General features: G+C 64.9%; 17 protein-coding genes. 12 read left to right on the top strand and 5 right to left on the bottom strand.

Features of this window, described 5'->3' with window-relative positions; genetic code table 11:
- Window position 1 precedes the first annotated feature (1 nt).
- The 9 genes from urtE to FB597_RS05070 all read left to right on the top strand — a co-directional run bounded on the left by urtE (window position 2) and on the right by FB597_RS05070 (window position 6,821).
- Complete coding sequence (gene urtE / locus FB597_RS05110; RefSeq protein ID WP_144768434.1) at window positions 2–700, top strand: urea ABC transporter ATP-binding subunit UrtE; 699 nt, start codon at window positions 2–4, stop codon at window positions 698–700.
- Between the two features lie 175 nt (window positions 701–875).
- Window positions 876–1,799, top strand: coding sequence for an urease accessory protein UreD (locus FB597_RS05105; RefSeq protein WP_144768432.1), 924 nt, complete (start codon window positions 876–878; stop codon window positions 1,797–1,799).
- Window positions 1,800–1,868: 69 nt separating this feature from the next.
- Complete coding sequence (locus FB597_RS05100; protein ID WP_141914158.1) at window positions 1,869–2,171, top strand: urease subunit gamma; 303 nt, start codon at window positions 1,869–1,871, stop codon at window positions 2,169–2,171.
- Between the two features lie 22 nt (window positions 2,172–2,193).
- Window positions 2,194–2,514 (top strand): urease subunit beta, encoded by a 321-nt coding sequence (locus FB597_RS05095; RefSeq protein ID WP_144768430.1) that lies wholly within the window; start codon window positions 2,194–2,196, stop codon window positions 2,512–2,514.
- A gap of 4 nt (window positions 2,515–2,518) precedes the next feature.
- The gene (gene ureC / locus FB597_RS05090) at window positions 2,519–4,219 is read left to right on the top strand and encodes an urease subunit alpha (protein ID WP_144768429.1); all 1,701 of its coding nucleotides are present in this window, start codon (window positions 2,519–2,521) and stop codon (window positions 4,217–4,219) included.
- Window positions 4,220–4,224: 5 nt separating this feature from the next.
- The gene (gene ureE, locus FB597_RS05085; protein ID WP_141914161.1) at window positions 4,225–4,752 is read left to right on the top strand and encodes an urease accessory protein UreE; all 528 of its coding nucleotides are present in this window, start codon (window positions 4,225–4,227) and stop codon (window positions 4,750–4,752) included.
- Between the two features lie 5 nt (window positions 4,753–4,757).
- Window positions 4,758–5,438 carry an urease accessory protein UreF gene (locus FB597_RS05080; RefSeq protein WP_144768427.1) on the top strand — a complete coding sequence of 227 codons (681 nt, stop codon included), beginning with the start codon at window positions 4,758–4,760 and terminating at the stop codon, window positions 5,436–5,438.
- A 63-nt stretch (window positions 5,439–5,501) separates the two neighbouring features.
- Window positions 5,502–6,134 (top strand): urease accessory protein UreG, encoded by a 633-nt coding sequence (ureG, locus tag FB597_RS05075; RefSeq protein WP_141914163.1) that lies wholly within the window; start codon window positions 5,502–5,504, stop codon window positions 6,132–6,134.
- Window positions 6,135–6,209: 75 nt separating this feature from the next.
- Window positions 6,210–6,821: a HupE/UreJ family protein gene (locus tag FB597_RS05070; RefSeq protein ID WP_144768425.1), complete on the top strand. Its 612-nt coding sequence runs from the start codon at window positions 6,210–6,212 to the stop codon at window positions 6,819–6,821.
- Here the strand turns inward: FB597_RS05070 and glpD are convergent.
- From glpD to phnD, 5 genes are all read right to left on the bottom strand, one after another.
- Complete coding sequence (gene glpD / locus FB597_RS05065) at window positions 6,803–8,401, bottom strand: glycerol-3-phosphate dehydrogenase (protein ID WP_144768423.1); 1,599 nt, start codon at window positions 8,399–8,401, stop codon at window positions 6,803–6,805. The genes FB597_RS05070 and glpD overlap by 19 nt on opposite strands.
- 13 nt (window positions 8,402–8,414) lie before the next feature.
- Window positions 8,415–9,248 (bottom strand): phosphonate ABC transporter, permease protein PhnE, encoded by an 834-nt coding sequence (phnE, locus tag FB597_RS05060; RefSeq protein ID WP_144768421.1) that lies wholly within the window; start codon window positions 9,246–9,248, stop codon window positions 8,415–8,417.
- Complete coding sequence (gene phnE / locus FB597_RS05055) at window positions 9,241–10,044, bottom strand: phosphonate ABC transporter, permease protein PhnE (RefSeq protein WP_141914167.1); 804 nt, start codon at window positions 10,042–10,044, stop codon at window positions 9,241–9,243. Before phnE (FB597_RS05055) ends, phnE (FB597_RS05060) begins: the two co-directional genes overlap by 8 nt.
- Window positions 10,041–10,811 carry a phosphonate ABC transporter ATP-binding protein gene (phnC, locus tag FB597_RS05050; RefSeq protein ID WP_144768419.1) on the bottom strand — a complete coding sequence of 257 codons (771 nt, stop codon included), beginning with the start codon at window positions 10,809–10,811 and terminating at the stop codon, window positions 10,041–10,043. Before phnC ends, phnE (FB597_RS05055) begins: the two co-directional genes overlap by 4 nt.
- Window positions 10,812–10,970: 159 nt before the next feature.
- Window positions 10,971–11,960, bottom strand: coding sequence for a phosphate/phosphite/phosphonate ABC transporter substrate-binding protein (gene phnD, locus FB597_RS05045; protein ID WP_144768417.1), 990 nt, complete (start codon window positions 11,958–11,960; stop codon window positions 10,971–10,973).
- 313 nt (window positions 11,961–12,273) lie between these two features.
- Between phnD and FB597_RS05040 the strand changes: the two genes are divergently transcribed.
- The 3 genes from FB597_RS05040 to FB597_RS05030 are packed head-to-tail and all read left to right on the top strand — an operon-like array spanning window position 12,274 to window position 15,558.
- Entirely contained in the window at window positions 12,274–12,957 is a 684-nt protein-coding gene (locus FB597_RS05040) for a response regulator transcription factor (protein WP_141914170.1), read from the top strand.
- A 4-nt stretch (window positions 12,958–12,961) separates the two neighbouring features.
- Window positions 12,962–14,368, top strand: coding sequence for a sensor histidine kinase (locus FB597_RS05035; RefSeq protein WP_144768415.1), 1,407 nt, complete (start codon window positions 12,962–12,964; stop codon window positions 14,366–14,368).
- Window positions 14,369–14,418: 50 nt separating this feature from the next.
- A complete protein-coding gene (locus FB597_RS05030) occupies window positions 14,419–15,558 on the top strand; it encodes a J domain-containing protein (RefSeq protein WP_144768413.1) in 1,140 nt (379 codons plus the stop codon).
- The last annotated feature ends 307 nt before the right edge of the window (window positions 15,559–15,865 follow it).

Here is a 15,865-nt window from a genome sequence, read left to right as displayed (position 1 = left end):
TATGCTGCAAGTCAACCAACTGAACCAGTACTACGGCGCCGCGCACACGCTGCGCGGGGTGTCGCTCAACGTCGAAAAGGGCAAGTGCCTGTCGCTGCTGGGGCGCAACGGCGTGGGCAAGACCACGCTGCTCAAATGCCTGATGGGCGTGCTGCCGGTGGCCAGGGGCAACGTCACGTTCGACAGCCACGACATCACCAAACTCAAGCCGCACCAGCGCGCCAAGCTCGGCATCGCCTACGTGCCGCAGGGCCGCGAGATCTTCGCGCGCCTGACGGTGGAAGAGAACATGCTCATGGGCATGGCCACCAAGTCCGGCCGCAAGGCCTCGATGATCAAGGGCGAGGTCTACGAGCTGTTCCCGGTGCTGAAGGAAATGCTGCACCGGCGCGGCGGCGACCTCTCCGGCGGCCAGCAGCAGCAACTGGCGATCGCCCGCGCCTTGCTGGCCGAGCCCAAGCTGATCATCCTGGATGAACCGACCGAAGGCATCCAGCCTTCGATCATCAAGGATATCGGCCGCGTCATCAGCCTGTTGCGCCAGCGCGGCGATATCGGCATTTTGCTGTGCGAACAATATTTCGATTTCGCGCGCGAGCTGGCCGACACCTTTGCCGTGATGTCGCGCGGCGAAGTGGTGGCGGCCGGCACGCAAGACCAGATGGATGACGAGAACGTCAAGAAACACCTGGCGGTGTAACGCCGGCGGCCCCGCCGCTGCGCATGCCGCTTCGGCAAGGCATGCGTTTTTACGGCAGGTCTGCTATAACAACGCATCTTCATGCCGTGCGCGCAGGGAGCGTTCAACTTCCCGGCGCACGGCCTTGCCGCCTGTTCCGAACTCCAGCATTGTCGCCCCTCATTGTTGTCTTTGTATGAAACGCATTCCCGGCCAAGCCGACGCCGCCAGCACGTCCCCGCCCCTTCCCGTCGCCACGACAGGAGGGAGCGCTGCGCATGCTGAGCAAAAACACGCGCCGGACCACGCCCGCCTGCTGCTGGGCTTCACCGATGACGCCGGCACCACGCGCCTGACGCGGCGCCAGCACTTCGGCCCGCTGCGCGTGCAAAAACCGCTGTACCCCGAAACGCCCGCGGTGTGCCACGCCATCATCGTGCATCCGCCCGGCGGCATCGTCGGCGGCGACCAGCTGGCGATCGCGGCCGAGCTTGGCGACGGCGCCCATGCGCTGCTGACCACGCCGGGCGCCGGCAAGTGGTACCGCGCCAATGGCGGCGTCTCGCGCCAGGCGGTATCGCTGCGGGCCGGCGCCGGTGCGACGCTGGAATGGCTGCCGCAGGAAACCATCTTCTTCGATGCCGCCGACGTGCGCATGGAGCACGAGGTCGAACTGGCCGCGGATGCCGCCTATATCGGCGCCGAGATCCTGTGCTTCGGCCGCACCGCCTCCGGCGAGCGCTTCAACAGCGGCAGCGTCGGCCAGCGCACCGCCATCCGCCGCGGCGGCAAGCTGGTATGGTTCGAACAGGGCAAGCTGCAAGCCGAAGCCGGCGCCATGCACGGCCCGTTGGCGCTGGATGGCCAGACCGTGTGCGCCACCCTGGTCGCGGTGGGCGACGGCATGGACAATGCCCTGCTGGGCGCCTTGCGCGAGACCATCGGCGCGCTGGCGCTGGAAGGCCGCAGCGGCGCCACGCTGATGAAGCAGGTGCTGGTGGCGCGTTACATGGGGCAATCCAGCCAGGTGGCGCGGCAATGGCTGCACGCGGCGTGGCATGTGCTGCGCCCGCCGCTCATGCGGCGCGATGCGGCCATACCGCGCATCTGGAATACCTGAATACACAAGAAGCATCCAACCCTAGAACATTCGTAGAACCTGAAGGCCGCAAGCCGGCCGGGAGCCAACATGGAACTGACACCAAGGGAAAAAGACAAGCTGCTGATCTTCACCGCGGCGCTGCTGGCCGAACGCCGCCGCGCGCGCGGGCTGAAGCTGAACTATCCGGAATCGGTGGCGCTGATCACCGCCGCCATCATGGAAGGCGCGCGCGACGGCAAGACCGTGGCCGAGCTGATGGCCGAAGGCGCCACCATCCTCACGCGCGCCGATGTCATGGAAGGGGTGCCGGAAATGATCCCCGATATCCAGGTGGAAGCCACCTTCCCGGACGGCAGCAAGCTGGTGACCGTCCACCATCCGATCCCTTGAATTTCTGACACAGGAGCACGCCATGATCCCAGGCGAAATGCTGGTCGAGTCCGGCGACATCGAACTCAATGTCGGCCGCGCCACCGCCACCATCACCGTGGCCAACAGCGGCGATCGGCCGATCCAGGTCGGTTCGCATTTCCACTTCTATGAGACCAACCCGGCGCTGCTGTTCGAGCGCGACGCGGCCTACGGCATGCGCCTCAACATCGCCGCCGGCACCGCGGTGCGTTTCGAGCCGGGCCAGCAGCGCACGGTCGAGCTGGTGGCGCTGGCGGGCGAGCGCCGCGTCTATGGTTTCAACGCGCTGGTGATGGGCGGCCTCAAGCAACGGAAAGGGTAAGACGATGAGCAAGATCTCCCGTTCGGCCTATGCCGAGATGTTCGGCCCCACCACCGGCGACCGCGTGCGCCTGGCCGATACCGAGCTGTTCCTGGAAGTGGAAAAGGATTACACGATCTACGGCGAGGAAGTGAAGTTCGGCGGCGGCAAGGTGATCCGCGACGGCATGGGCCAGTCGCAGCGCGCACACGCCGACGTGATGGATACCGTCATCACCAATGCGCTCATCGTCGACCATTGGGGCATCGTCAAGGCCGACATCGGCATCAAGTCGGGCAAGATCGCCGGCATCGGCAAGGCCGGCAATCCGGACATCCAGCCGGGCGTGACCATGGCCATCGGCGGCGCCACCGAGATCATCGCCGGCGAAGGCATGATCGTCACCGCCGGCGGCATCGACAGCCACATCCATTTCATCTGCCCGCAGCAGATCGAGGAAGCGCTGATGAGCGGCGTGACCACCATGATCGGCGGCGGCACGGGGCCTGCGGTGGGCACCGCGGCCACCACCTGCACGCCCGGCCCGTGGCACATCCATTCGATGCTGGCGGCGGCCGATGCCTTCCCGATGAACCTGGGCTTCCTCGGCAAGGGCAACGTCAGCCTGCCGCTGCCGCTGGAGGAACAGGTCCGCGCCGGCGCCATCGGCCTCAAGCTGCACGAGGACTGGGGTTCGACCCCGGCCGCCATCGACAACTGCCTGACGGTGGCCGACCGCATGGATATCCAGGTGGCGATCCACACCGATACGCTGAACGAAGGCGGCTTCCTGGAACACACGCTGGCCGCCTTCAAGGACCGCACCATCCACACCTTCCACACCGAAGGCGCGGGCGGCGGCCACGCGCCCGACATCATCGCGGCGGTAGGCCAGGGCAATGTGCTGCCCTCCTCCACCAACCCGACCCGGCCGTTCACCGTCAACACGCTGGACGAGCACCTCGACATGCTGATGGTGTGCCACCACCTCGACCCGGCGATTGCCGAAGACATCGCCTTCGCCGAATCGCGCATCCGGCGCGAGACGATCGCGGCCGAAGATATCCTGCACGACATCGGCGCGATCTCGATGATGTCGTCCGACTCGCAGGCCATGGGCCGCGTGGGCGAAGTGATCATGCGCACCTGGCAGACCGCGCACAAGATGAAGGTGCAGCGCGGTTCCCTGAAGGAAGACCCGTCGCGCAACGACAACTTCCGCATCAAGCGCTACATCGCCAAGTACACCATCAACCCGGCCATCACGCACGGCGTCTCGCATGTGGTGGGTTCGCTGGAGATCGGCAAGATCGCCGACATCGTGCTGTGGAAGCCGGCCTTCTTCGGCGCCAAGCCGTCGATGATCCTGAAAAGCGGCATGATCGCGGCGGCCCAGATGGGCGACCCCAACGCCTCCATCCCGACCCCGCAGCCGGTACACTACCGCATGATGTTCGGCGCCTACGGCGGCGGCCTGAAGACCTCGATGACCTTCGTCTCGCAGGCGGCCTTCAACGCCGGCATCGGCGAGCAGTTGAAGCTGAACAAACCGCTGGTGGCGGTGAAGAACATGCGCAACCTGCGCAAGAACGACATGATCCACAACGGCGCCACGCCGAAGATGGAAGTCGATTCCGAAACCTATGAAGTGCGCGCCGACGGCGAATTGCTGGTGTGCGAACCGGCCAGGTCGCTGCCGCTGGCGCAACGTTATTTCCTGTTTTGATACCTATGCTGACACTCAATACCAAGATCGAACAGGCCGACCGGATCGATGGCGAACTGGTGCTGCCGTATGACCAGCGCGAGAAGAGCCGCCTGCGCGCCACCCTGGTTTCCGGCGAGGATGCGGCAGTGTTCACGCTGCGCGGCACGGTGCTGCGCGACGGCGACCTGCTGCGCGGCGACGACGGCCGCGTGGTGAAGATCACCGCCGCGCTGGAGCCAACCTACCGCGTCGACGCGGCCGATGCGCACCTGCTGCTGCGCTGCGCCTTCCACCTCGGTAACCGCCATACGCAGGCGCACATCGGCCACGAGGGCGGCGCCGGTTTCCTGCGCATCCGCAAGGATCCGGTGCTCAAGGAAATGCTGGAAGGCCTGGGCGCGCGCGTGTCCGAAGAGCAGGCCGCGTTCGAGCCGGAAGCGGGCGCCTATGGCGGCGGCCATCACCATCATGGCGATGACCACCACAACCCGCTGGCGCCGATCCCGCTGCGCCAGAAGATCCATCGCCCCAACGATCCGCAGCCATCCTGAACGCCATGCAAGCCACCGCCCTGCTCCACTTGCTGCAGCTGTCGAGCCCATCGCTGCCGATTGGCGCATACAGTTATTCGCAAGGACTGGAAGCGGCCATCGAGAACGGCAGCGTGAGCAACGAGGCCGGCGCCAAGGCCTGGATCGCGCAGGCCTTGCATGAGGTAGTGGCGCGCTTCGAGGCGCCGGTCTTCCTACGCCTGATGCAGGCTTTCCAGACGCGCGACGCCGCGGCGGTCGCACTGTGGAGCGAGCGCTTCACGGCCGCGCGCGACACCTCGGAATTCCGCGCCGAGACGATCCAGATGGGCTATTCGCTGGGCAAGCTGGGCGCCGACCTCAAGCTGGGCGACGCCGAGCTGCTGGCGATCCTGCAGGCGCAACCCGAGATACCGCTGCCCACCGCGCTGGCGTTCGCCGCCGTGGCGCTGGAGGTGCCGCCGGCCGAAGCGGTGCTGGGCATGCTGTTTTCCTGGGCCGAGAACCAGGTGCTGGCCTGCGTGAAGACCGTGCCGCTGGGCCAGGTCGCCGGCCAGCGCATGCTGCTGGCGCTGCGGCCCGAACTGGAACGGGCGGCGGCCACGGCACAGGCGCTGCCAGACGACGAACTGTCGAACTGGTCGCCCGGCCTGTCGCTGCTGTCGATGCAGCACGAGGTGCAGTACAGCCGCATCTACCGATCTTGATATCGACCTGATATCGCCCAGGATGCCAACCCGAATATTCAACACCACCAAGAGACCGAACATATGAGCAATCCCACTTCCAATCCGCTGCGCGTGGGCATCGGCGGCCCGGTCGGCTCCGGCAAGACGGCGCTGTGCGAAATGCTGTGCAAGCGCATGCGCGACCGCTACGACATGGCCGTCATCACCAATGACATCTACACCAAGGAAGACATGGAAATCCTGCTGCGCGCCGATGCGCTGCCGGCCGAGCGCCTGATGGGCGTGGAGACCGGCGGCTGCCCGCACACGGCCATCCGCGAGGACGCCTCGATCAACCTGGAGGCGATCGCGCGCATGAGCGCCGACTTCCCCGACCTCGACCTGATCCTGGTGGAGTCCGGCGGCGACAACCTGGCCGCCACCTTCAGCCCGGAACTGTCGGACCTGACCATCTACGTGATCGACGTGGCCGGCGGCGAGAAGATTCCGCGCAAGGGCGGCCCCGGCATCACCCGTTCGGATCTGCTGATCATCAACAAGACCGACCTGGCGCCTTATGTCGGCGCCAATCTGGATATCATGGCGGCCGATGCCAAGCGCATGCGCGGCGAGCGCCCCTTCGTCTTCACCAACCTGCGCAGCGGCGACGGTGTGGAAAAGGTGATCGACTACATCCGCAAGCAAGGCCTGCTGGACAACAAGCCGAAGAACTGAGGCGCCACGCCGCGCTGCGCCGCCCCATCCAACAATTTCAGACGATTTGATTTCAGCTACGCACAAGGAGAAAACATGTTTGCACTCTCGACCAAACACCGCGCCCGCCTGGGCATGCTGGCCGTGACCGCGCTGGCAGCCGGTTCGGCGGCGGCGCACCCCGGCCATCCGGATTCGGTGATGCACGCCTCGGCCAGCTTCATGAGCGGCTTCGAACATCCGTTCTCGGGCATCGACCACCTGCTGGCCATGCTGGCGGTTGGCCTGTGGGCCGCGCAGAACAAGCAGCGCGCACTGTGGGTGTTGCCGCTGGCCTTTCCGCTGATGATGGTGGCGGGCGCGCTGCTGGCGATCGCCGGCCTGAGCGTGCCGGCGGTGGAAACCGGCATCGCCGCTTCGGTGGCGGTACTGGGCTTGCTGATCGCGTTCGCGGTGCGCATGCCGCTGTGGGGCAGCACCCTGGTGGTGTCGCTGTTCGCGCTGTTCCACGGCTATGCGCACGGCACTGAACTGCCGCACGGCTCGTCGGCTGCGATGTACGGCATCGGCTTCATCCTGGCCACCGCGCTGTTGCATGCGGCCGGCCTGGTGGTGGGGGTGGTGGCCGGCCGCCAGATGGCCGACCGCGTAGTGCGCATCGGCGGCGTGGGCATCGCCGCCGTGGGCGCTTACCTGCTGGCGGCCTGAAGCGCGTCCTGATCCGCGTCTTGTTCTGAACGGCGGCCGCCTGGCGCGGCCAGCCAGCCATCCAGCACGGTCTCGCTGCCCTTGGGCAGATGCAGGCCGAGCTTGGAGCGCCGCCACAGGATGTCGGCGGCGCAGGTGGCCCACTCGTGGCGCACCAGATAGTCCACCTCGGCGGCGTACAGCCCGGCGAGGATTTCCTCCCCCATCTCTTCGAGCTTGCCGCGGCCCTTGAGCAGTGTATGCGTGCGACTGCCGTAGGCGCGCGCATAGCGGCGCAGCAGTTGCGGCGGCAACCAGGCGTATTGCGCCTGCAAGCCTTGCACGAAGCCGTCGAACTCGCGCACCGAACGATTTTCCGGCAGCGCGCCGAACAGGTCGCCGCCCGGCAGGCAGGCGCCGGCGGTCCATGCCGCGCGGTTGTTGCCCAGCAGCGGCGCGATCATGTCGACCGCCTCTTCGGCCAGCTTGCGGAAGGTGGTGATCTTGCCGCCGAACACCGACAGGAGCGGCGCGCCTTCCCGGTTCAGGTCGAGCTGGTAGTCGCGCGTGACGGCCGAAGCGTCGGCCGCCGCGTCTTCCAGCAGCGGGCGCACGCCGGCATATGACCACACCACGTCGGCAGGCGCGATGGGCTTGCTGAAGTAGCGGTTGGACAGCGTGCAGAGATAGGCGATTTCATCGGCCGAGATGGCGACGTTTTCAGTGGCGCCCCGGTACTCGACGTCGGTGGTGCCGATCAGCGTGAAGTCGCGCTCATAGGGAATGGCGAACACGATGCGACCGTCCGGGTTCTGGAAGATGTAGGCGTGGTCGTGCTCGAACAGGCGCCTGACCACGATGTGGCTGCCCTTGACCAGCCGCACCGACTTGCTGGAACGCACATGGGCGGACTCGCCCAGGAATTGCGCCACCCACGGGCCGCTGGCATTGACCACGCAGCGCGCGCGCAGCTGCAGCAGGCGGCCGTCCGCCTCCTGGCGCAGGCTGGCCTGCCACTGCTCGCCCTGGCGGACGATGGATTCGCAGCGGGTGCGGGTGAAAATGCGCGCGCCGTTCTCGGCGGCGTCCATGGCGTTGAGCACGACCAGCCGGGCATCGTCGACCCAGCCGTCCGAATACACGAAGCCGCGCGTGAACTCGGGCTTGAGCGGGGCGCCCGAGGCGTGGCGGCGCAGGTCCAGCCCGCGCGAGCCCGGCAGCAGTTCGCGCCGCGCCAAGTGGTCGTACAGGAACATGCCCAGGCGGATCAGCCAGGCCGGGCGCTGGCCGCGATCGTGCGGCATGACGAAACGCAGCGGCCACATGATGTGCGGAGCGCTGCGCAACAGCACCTCGCGCTCGATCAGCGCCTTGCGCACCAGGCCGAACTCGTAGTGCTCAAGATAACGCAGGCCGCCGTGGATCAGCTTGGACGACGACGACGAGGTATGCGCCGCCAGGTCGTGCTGTTCGCACAGCGCCACCGACAGGCCGCGGCCGGCCGCGTCGCGCGCGATGCCGGCGCCGTTGATGCCGCCGCCGACGACCAGGACGTCGCACTCCAGGGGGAAGGATACCGATTGTTTGCTGTGTGCTTGCATGCCGTATCGCCTTTTACAGGACGCGCTTGCGGATCTGCGTTACCGCCACTTCGGTAACGATGACGATGGCGAAGATCGAGACCAGCACGGTTGCCACGCGCGGCCACTGGAACAGGTTCAGCGCGGTATCGAGCACCATGCCCACGCCGCCGGCGCCGACGATGCCCAGCACTGCCGATTCACGCACGTTGATGTCCCAGCGCAACAGCACGATGGACATGAAGGCCGGTTTCAGCTGCGGCCAGTAGCCGTACCAGATCTCGGAGAACTTGCCGGCGCCCGAGGCCTGCAGCGCTTCGATCGGGCCGCGCGGCATCTGCTCGATGGTTTCGCCGGCCATCTTGCCGACGAAGCCGATCGAGCGGAAGGCAATGGCCAGGGTGCCGGCCAGCGGGCCGGGACCGAAGATCGCCAGGAACAGCAGCGCCCACACCAGCGAATTGACCGAGCGGCTGGCCACCAGCACGATGCGCGCGAACAGGTTGAGGCCGCGGTGGGGCGTCAGGTTGGAAGCGACCAACAGGCCGAACGGGATCGCCAGCACGATCGACAGCAGCGTACCCAGCGTGGCGATGTGCAAGGTCTCGATCAAGCCGGCCTTCACATCGGTGCCGAAGTAATCCCAGTCGATGGGCCACATGCGGCCCAGCATGTCGCTCATCTGTTCTGGCGCGTCGTACAGGAACTCGGGGATGATCTCGATGTAGCGCAGCGACTGCACCACGGCGGCCGCGATGACCAGCCAGACGGCGAAGCGCAGCACGCGCTGCAACGGCGTATGGCGCTGCCATTCGCGCTCGGCCGGACTGATGGCGGCCTGCGGGTTGCGGAGTGCGGTATCAGACATGGAAGACCTTCTTGACCGAGTTCGCCAGCAGTTCGCCGACGACGATGATGGTGATGATGGTGACCAGGATGGTGAACACGAAATCGTAGTCGAAGCGCTGGAAGGCGGAGAACAGCACGCCGCCCACGCCGCCGGCGCCGACGATGCCGACCATGGTCGAATTGCGCAGGTTGGAGTCGAGCTGGTAGGTGGAAAAACCGACGAAGCGCGACAGCACCTGCGGCAGCACGCCGAACAGGATCACGTTCATGAACGAGGCGCCGGTGGCGCGGATGGCTTCGACTTGCTTGATCGAGATCTCTTCGATGGCTTCGGCGAACAGCTTGCCGATGAAGCCGATCGAGGCCACGATCAGCGCCAGCACGCCGGCCAGCGCGCCGAAACCCACCGCCTTGACGAACAGGATGGCGACGATCACCGGATGCAGCGAACGGCACACCGAGACGAAGGCGCGCGCGGGCCAGGAGATCCAGGCCGGCATCAGGTTGCGCGCGCCCATCAGGCCAATCGGCAGCGACAACAGGATGCCGAACAGCGAGGCCAGCACAGCGATCTGCAGGGTTTCCTTGATGCCGTCCCACAGGATGTCGCCCTTGCTGACGTCAGGCGGGAACATGCGGCCGAGGAACTTGGCGCCATTGCCCAGCCCCGCGGAAAAACGCTCCCACGAGAAGCCCAGTTGGGTGGCGGCGTAGACCGCGTACAGCAGGATCAGCCAGACGGCGATGCGGGTGGCGAGCTGCGGACGGAAGGCCAGGCTGACGCGGCCGTTGTTGGAATGGAGGACGGTGCTCATGCCAGCCAATCCTCGCCGCCGTAGATCTGCTTGAGGAAATCGTCGGACAGGTTCTCGGCATTGCCGTCGTAGACCACGTGCCCGCCGGACATGCCGATGATGCGGTCGGCGTAGCGCTTGGCCAGTTCGACGTCGTGGATGTTGACGATCACCGGGATCTTCTGCGCGCGGCCCTGTTCCTTCAGCAGCGAAATGATCTCGAAGGAGGTCTTGGGATCCAGCGAGGAGGTCGGCTCATCGGCCAGCAGCAGGCGCGGGCGCTGCATCAGCGCGCGCGCGATGCCCACGCGCTGGCGCTGGCCGCCGGACAGCGCGTCGGCGCGCTGGTTGGCAAAGTTGCCCAGGCCCACGGTATCGAGCAGCTCGAAGGCATGGGCGATGTCTTCCTTGGCAAAGTTGCGGCGCCATGCGGTCCAGGCGTTGACGTAACCGAGGCGGCCGCAGAGCAGGTTTTCCATCACCGACAGGCGCTCCACCAGGTTGTATTCCTGGAACACCATGCCGATGTGGCGGCGCGCCTCGCGCAGGGCGCGGCTGCGCAGTTCGGCCAGGTTCACACGCTTGCCTTCGCTGTCGAACCAGATGGCGCCGCGGCTGGGGTCGACCAGGCGGTTGATGCAGCGGATCAGGGTCGACTTGCCGGTGCCGGAGGGGCCGATGATGGCAACCAGGCCGGCGTCGCCGATCTTCAGGTCGATGCCTTTGAGGATGGGATGGCCGGGCTTGTATTCCTTGACCAGGCCCTGGATTTCGATGGCGTGTGACATGGGCGGAGCTTTCTCTCGGTGGTCGCGGCGCAGCTGCAGGACGCAGGCGGCCGCGGCCCGGGATCGCTCCCGGGCCGGTGTTGCGTGAATCGGTATGTTGCGGTTGTTGCGCAGCCCACGCCGCTATGCGCGTGCATGGCCGTGGGCGGATGACGCGGCTTACTTCTTGCCGGAGTTCTGCTTGTCGTAAGCGGCGCGGTTGAAGGATTCGCCGGCGGCGTGGGCGACGAAGCGCACCATTTCGAAGTCCTTCTTGTAGTTGATCGGGTAGAAGCGGTCGGCGCCGGCGAAGGCCTTCTTCAACTCATCGGTGAAGCGGTAATCGTAGAAGCACTTGAGCATCTTGTCGCGGAAGACCGGCTCCAGGTCGTGCGCGTAGGCGAAATCCTGGGTCGGGAATTTCTCGCTGTGCCAGATCACGCGGAAGTTCTCGGCCTTGATCACGCCGCGCTCCACCATGCGGTCGAACACGTCGGAGGCGATCGCGGCGGCGTCGTAGTCGCCCGAGTTCACGCCCAGGATCGACTGGTCATGCTTGCCGGAGAAGATGACCTTGTAGTCCTTGTCCGGGGTCACGCCCAGCTTGGGGAACAGGGCCATCGGCGCCATGTGGCCGGAGTTCGACGAGGGCGCGGTGTGCGCGACTTTCTTGCCCTTGAGGTCGGTCATCTTCTGGATCGTGCTGTCCTTGCGCACGATCACGTTGAGCGTATAGCCCTGGTAGCCCTTGGCGTCGCCGATCACGGCGAACGGCACGGCGCCGGCGATGTTGACGGCGAAGTTGGTGGGGCCCGGCGAGAAGCCGCCGACGTGCAGGCGGCCCGAGCGCATCGCTTCGATTTCAGCGGCGTTGGACTGCACCTGGAAGAACACGACCTTCTTGGCGGTGCATTGCGACAGGTAGTCGGTGAAGGGCTTGAAGATCTTGTCGTAGACGGCCGGGTCTTCCACCGGGGTGAAGGTGAACACCAGGGTGTTGGGCGTCTTCAGCTTCTTGGGATCGGTCGGGGTATCGGCCGTCAGGTCGTTGTTGGCGTCGCAGTATTGCTGGTCGAGGTCGCCGCGGTTGGGGCAGTTGTCCTGCGCGAAGGCGATCGCCGGAACGGCGAGGGCCAGGGCGAACAGGGTCTTGATCAGACGCTGGGTCATGCTGTCTCCTGAAGATGGTTATGGTCATTGCCGGATTTCATGCGCCATGTCGGGCGCATGCCGGAAGATGTGCGGGAGTGTAGGCGAGGGCCGCGGCTTTTGCCACCCTGCGGCCGATGAAAGCCGCACTTTCCTTGCAGCGACCTTTCCGCCGGCTTTCAATCTGCTTTCAAGGGCGGCCCTGTGTCCATTTGCCGGGCGCGGCAACGGCCCCAGGATGCCCGCCACGCCCACCACACCCGCAGCGGGACTCGCGCCGGGCGCGGTTTGGCGGTATAAAGGCGGCTGACCAACAAGAACCATACCGGAGATCATGCATATCCTGCTGGTAGAGGACGACATCGACATGTCGCGCGCCTTGCTGAGGGCGCTGGAGCGGCGCGGCTTCCAGGTCACGCATTGCGCCGACGGCATCAGCGCGCTGTCGCACATCAAGGATGGCATCGGCGACCTGGTGGTGCTGGATCTCAATATCCCCGGCCTGGATGGCTTGCACCTGCTGCAGCGCATCCGCTCGCAGGACATCCATACGCCGGTGATCGTGCTGACCGCGCGCGGCGCAGTGGGCGACCGCGTGGTGGGACTCAATGCCGGCGCCGACGACTACCTGGCCAAGCCGTTCGACCTGGATGAGCTGGATGCCCGCATCCGCGCCTTGCTGCGCCGCCGGAACAATGCCGAGGACGGCTTCCTGCGTTGCGGCCGGCTGAAACTGGAGCGCGGTTCGGGCGCCGCCTATTGCGACGACGATCCGCTGGAATTCACGCCGCGCGAGCATACGCTGTTAAAGGCGCTGATCGCCAAGCCGGGGCATGCCGTGACCAAGGAGCGCCTATTCAGGCTGGTGTTCCCGATGGAAGACAATACCCAGATCGAGGCCATTGAGGTGGTGGTGCATCGCCTGCGCAAGAAGCTCATGCCCACCGGCACCGAGATCATGACGCTGCGCGGCCTGGGCTACCTGCTGCGCGTACGTCCGGCCGATAACGGGGACTGAGAAGATGCGCCTGCTGTCGCGCCGCCGCTCGGTACGCACTTACCTGCTGGCCTGGATCATCTCGCCGATCGCGCTGTTCATCGTGATCGATTCCTTCTCGCTATATCGCAATACGCTGGAGTCGGTCAACACGGCCTACGATCGCATGCTGATCGCGTCGGTGCATTCGATCGGCGACTTGCTGCGCATCGAGAACGGCGAGCTGAAAGCCTCGCTGCCCTATGCCGCGCTGGAGATCTACGAGGCCGACTATTCCAGCCGCATGATCTATCGCATCAACGACCTCGACGGCAAGTTCTTCGACGGCGATGACGATTTGCCCGCCTATTCGGGCAAGGCTGACAGGTCCGCCATCTACCCATCGCTGGCGCATATCTATGAAGATACTTATAACGGCGCGCCGGTGCGCGTGGCCGCGCTGTTCCAGCCGGTAGCGACCAATGGCCCGCGCGGCACGGCGCTGGTGCAGGTAGCCGAGACCATGGAGAACCGCAGCGCGCTGGCGCGCAAAATCTTCTGGGAGACGCTGGTGCGCCAGATGGCGTTGCTGGTGGTGATCGTCTCGGTGACGCTGTATGTGGTGTCGCGCGCGCTGCAACCGGTCGACGCGCTGCGGCGCCAGCTCGATGAGCGTAGCGCCGATGATTTGTCGCCGGTGGCGCCGCCCATGTCGCCTCGCGAATTGCAGCCGTTCATCAATGCGCTGAACCAGCTGATGGCGCGCCTGCGCCGCCTGCTGGATCACCAGCAACGCTTTGTCGCCAATGCCTCGCACCAGTTGCGCACGCCGCTGGCGGTGCTGAAGACGCAGCTGCAGTCCGGCTTGCGCGGCGATGCGCCGGCGCAGGAAATCCTGGCCGAGATGTCCGGCACGGTGGACCGTGCGACCAACCTGGCCAACCAGTTGCTATCGTTGGCCAAGGTGGAGCAATTGCGCGGGCGCGGCGTGCAGGAGATATGCGACCTGGGCATGCTGGCGCGCGAGACGGCGGTCGACCTGTCGCCGCTGATCGCGGAGAAGGATCTCGATTTCGAGCTGGAGGGCGGCAAGGCATTTGTCGTGGGCCATCCGTGGATGGTCAGCGAACTCATTTCCAACCTGCTGCATAACGCGATCCGCCATACGCCTGCGGGCGGCAGGCTGGGCATACGCATCCGGCAAGAGAATCAACGCATCGAACTGCTGGTGTGGGACAGCGGCGGCGGCATCGCCCCCGAGGCGATGGATACCGTGTTCAAGGCATTTTCTTCCAGCGGTTCTTCCTCAGGCGGCCTGGGCCTGACCATTTGCGGCGAGATCGTCGATTCCATGGGCGCCACCATTAATTTGCATAACCGCTTCGAAGGCGGCCATGCGACCTGCGTTGGGCTCAATGCCAGTGTCGTGTTCCCGATAGTTCCGCATTCCTGATGCCAGCGGTTGCTACACTGGGAACCCGCCGTTTATTTTATTAATCCCTTATGGCTGCATCACCTATCAAGGCTCTCGCGCTCAGCGCAGCGTCACGCTCCGGCTCCATCTTGTCGACGGAGCAGGAAGCATTCAATGCCTTGATCCGGCAGATCGGCCGGCAACGGGAGCTGCTCGCCGCCTGGGAGCAGGCCGGTGGATCGTTCCAGAAGATCTATGCCGCGGAATTAGTCCCGCTGCGCCTGACGGCCAGCCGTCTCGCGCGTGAACTGATATTGAAGCTGGACGCGCATGAAAGCCATGAGGAACTCAGCGCTTCGGAGCGGCAAACGATATCGGCATTGGTTCTCAGGCTGCTGCGGGAGTTTGACAGCGAGGCATTGGATGCGGAACTCAAGGCGATCTACAACCGGCATGGTTCCTCCGACTATGACCAGGAAATGGCGCTGGAAGTGGCTGACATGAAAGCCGAACTTGAACAGATGTTCGGCGAGTCGCTTGGCGAAGATGTTGATTTGAGTTCGCGGGAAGAACTGATGCGGCGAGCGCGCGCCAAATTGGCACAGCAGCAAGCCAGGGAGGCGGCCAAGGAAGAAACGCGAGCGCGCAGGAAAGATGAAAAGGCGTCGAAAGCCGGCCGCACCAAGGCCGGGAAATCGACTGAATCCCCACTACGCAAGGAAAAATTGCAGACTGAACTGGCCCAACCGCTGCGGGAGATCTATCGCAAGCTGGCCAGCGCCTTGCATCCCGATCGCGAACCCGATCCGCAATTGCGGATACGCAAGACCGCGCTCATGCAGTCATTGAACCAGGCCTATGCCGCGCAGGACTTGCTGAGATTGCTGGAACTGCAAATCGAGCTACAGCAGATCGATCGGGATGCGCTGCACGATATCGGCGATGAGCGGCTCAGGCAATACAACAGCCTGTTACGGGATCAGCTGGCGGCGCTTGAGGGAGAGATCCGGCAGACTGAAGCACAATTCGTTCACAGCTACGGCCTGACGGCTTCCCGGGACCTGGCGCCGGATACGCTTATTGCTTCGCTGCGTGCCGACATGGAAGAAGTGAAAACGAGCATCGATGTCATGGAAGACAGTCTGGGGAAATTTTCCGACCTTAAGGTGTTGAAGCGCTGGCTCAAGGACGAGAAGAAAAATATCAGGGCATCAGCGGTGGATAGCTGAAAGCTGCTGTTTTCTTGCTGGTCTTGCGAAGTCTTATTTCTTCGGGGGAGAGGAGAAGCCGGCATCAGCCGGTTTTTCTATTGTCCGCAGCGAAGGCGGATGGCCTTGCCGGTTTTATCAAGGTGAACCTGGGCAGTGATGTTGAATCACGCGCAGGAATGATCCTGCGCCTGCAGTCCAGGAGTGATGACGGGATGCGTATGGACCTGTAAGGAGGTAGATGCAGGGGTTGCCACCGAATACGGCGTGCCTTGGCAGCGCGAGCGGCGGGGAGGCGGGTATGGAGTACGCTCGCAGAGGCAGCCCA

This window comes from Herbaspirillum sp. SJZ099, from assembly GCF_007828355.1.
Classification (GTDB): domain Bacteria; phylum Pseudomonadota; class Gammaproteobacteria; order Burkholderiales; family Burkholderiaceae_D; genus Herbaspirillum.
The sequence above is the reverse complement of the archived record's forward strand: the minus strand, read 5'-3'. Positions and strand labels throughout refer to the sequence as shown.